At 71.8% G+C, this 2,021-nt stretch carries 2 protein-coding genes; both read right to left on the minus strand.

All coding sequences use genetic code 11. The features are described 5' to 3' along the window. Positions 1 to 88 precede the first annotated feature (88 nt). Positions 89 to 451 (minus strand): four-helix bundle copper-binding protein, encoded by a 363-nt coding sequence (locus GRC12_RS43985; RefSeq protein ID WP_208786024.1) that lies wholly within the window; start codon positions 449 to 451, stop codon positions 89 to 91. A gap of 156 nt (positions 452 to 607) precedes the next feature. Next, positions 608 to 2,021 (minus strand): LCP family protein (locus GRC12_RS43990; protein WP_244374691.1); only part of this gene is annotated, 1,414 nt, incomplete at its 5' end.

The following is a 2,021-nucleotide window of genomic DNA, read 5'->3' on the forward strand; positions in this document are numbered from 1 at the left end:
GCCCCCGACCCACCCACCGGCGGGCCGCGTCGGGCACCCCTGGCGAGGGGCGCCCAACCCAACGACGTCGGCGTCGGCGTGGGCGTCGTCACATGGTGGCGCCCGCCATCGCGCGGCACATCTCCGCGCACCGGCGACACGCCTCGGCACATCGCATCATCTGCGGATCGTCGGGCATGGCCATACACGCCTCGGCGCACATGTCACAGGCCCTGGCGCACAGCGCGCACATCTCGGCCGCCATGGGGGAGCGGCGCATCATCATGTCCGCGCACATACGGGTCATCTCGGAGCAGTCGATCAGCGCACGCATGACCTGCATCTGGGCCTGGCCGCCCATCTGCATGCAGGAGCTCATGGTCTCCTCGCACATGCTGTGGCAGGACATGCACGCCTCGACGCAGTCCTGCATCTCCTTGCTCATGGCGCTCATGGGTCCGGTCTGGGTCATGGCTCCTCCTGGGAGGGTGAGGGGCCCGGGGCGGGCCCCGTGTGCCTCCCGTCCTACGCCCCTCCGGACCCGGACGCCATCGGGCGGACGCGACCAATCCGCATTATTCGCCGCACAGGACACGGGCGTGCACATTCCGTAACGCCGCCATTGGGGTTACGGGCACACCACCTGATCCCCGGTCACCGCCTGGAACCGCCCCTGCGCCGCATCCTGCGCCCGCACCTTCCGCACCGCCGTGAAGTCCGCCCCCGCGATCACCTTCAGGGTCGGCCCGAGCCCCTTGACCGCGCGCAGCTCGCTGCCCGGCAGCGCCGCCGCCAGGGACCGGGCGGAGCGGTCCCAGCGGGGGTCGTACGCGACGACCGTCCGCTTCCGCGTGCGGTCGGCCGCGTTCACGGGCGTACGGGTCGTCACGAAACCCGCGCCCGCCAGCGCGGCGTCCACCCGCTTGCCGAGCCCGGCCGTGGCGGTGCCGTTCTCGACCTGGACACGGATCCGCTGCGGGGCCACCTCCACCTCGGCCACCTTGGCGGCGGCCGGCCGGTGCACGGTGAGGGGCTTGTCGTCGCGGAGGTCGCGGAAGAGGGCCGCGGCCCGCGCGGTGTCCCACTTCACGGTCGAGCCGACGCCCTTGACGACGTATCCCATCTGGCCGACGGGGACGGTCGTGAACTCCGAGGAGGAGGGGGAGAAGTTGCGCATCGCCCGGCCCAGGTCGAGGAGTTCGTCCGTGCCGAAGCCCTTGTCGGCGCGGACCGAGCCCAGCACCGCGGTTGTGACGTCGCGGAACCGCATCGGGTTCAGCAGGGTCCCGGAGGACGTGGCGCGTTCGATCAGCGCGGCCAGGAAGCGCTGCTGGCGCTTCATCCGGCCGAGGTCGGAGGCGCCGTCGACATGGCGGGCCCGGACGTACTGCAGCGCCTGGCCGCCCAGGAGGGTGTGGGTGCCGGCGGGGAGGTTCAGGCCGGTGTAGGAGTCCTTCAGGGGCGCGGGGGTGCAGATCCGCACTCCGCCGAGCACGTCGACGGTCCTCATGAAGCTGATGAAGTCGACCTCCAGATAGTGGTCGATCTTCACATGGGTCATGTTCTCGACGGTCCGCACGGTCAGGTTCGGACCGCCCTCGGCGTAGGCCGCGTTGAGCTTGACGGGGTGCGTGCCGTGTCCGTGGGAGTCCGGCACCTCGGCGTAGGAGTCGCGGGGCAGGCTCACCACGCTGGCCCGCTCCCGGTCCTCCGAGATGTGCACGATCATGATCGTGTCGGTGCAGTGGCAGGGCGCCCCGCCCAGGTGGTACCGGTGCCGCTCGCGCTGGGTGATCCGGTCCCGGCCGTCCGTGCCGACCAGCAGGACGTTCATGCCGTTGCCGGCGCGCGGACGGTTCTTCATGTCCTTGAAGGGGTCGACCCGGGCGATGTCCGCGTCGAGGCTGGTGACCACCGCGTGCCCGATCCCGGCCGAGGCGAGGACGACGACGGAGAGCGTCGTCACCGCGCGCATGGCCCAGCGCGGCTTCCTGCGCGGTGCGGGGGGCCGGGGTCCGCCGCCGCGCTGCTGCGGGGTGCGG

Origin of the sequence: Streptomyces griseorubiginosus, from assembly GCF_017614965.1 — a bacterium.
GTDB lineage: Bacteria > Actinomycetota > Actinomycetes > Streptomycetales > Streptomycetaceae > Streptomyces > Streptomyces griseorubiginosus_B.

Coding starts and splice junctions, on each gene's coding strand:
- GRC12_RS43985 (WP_208786024.1), bottom strand. CDS start 451: ATGACCCAGACCGGACCCATGAGCGCCATGAGCAAGGAGATGCAGGAC.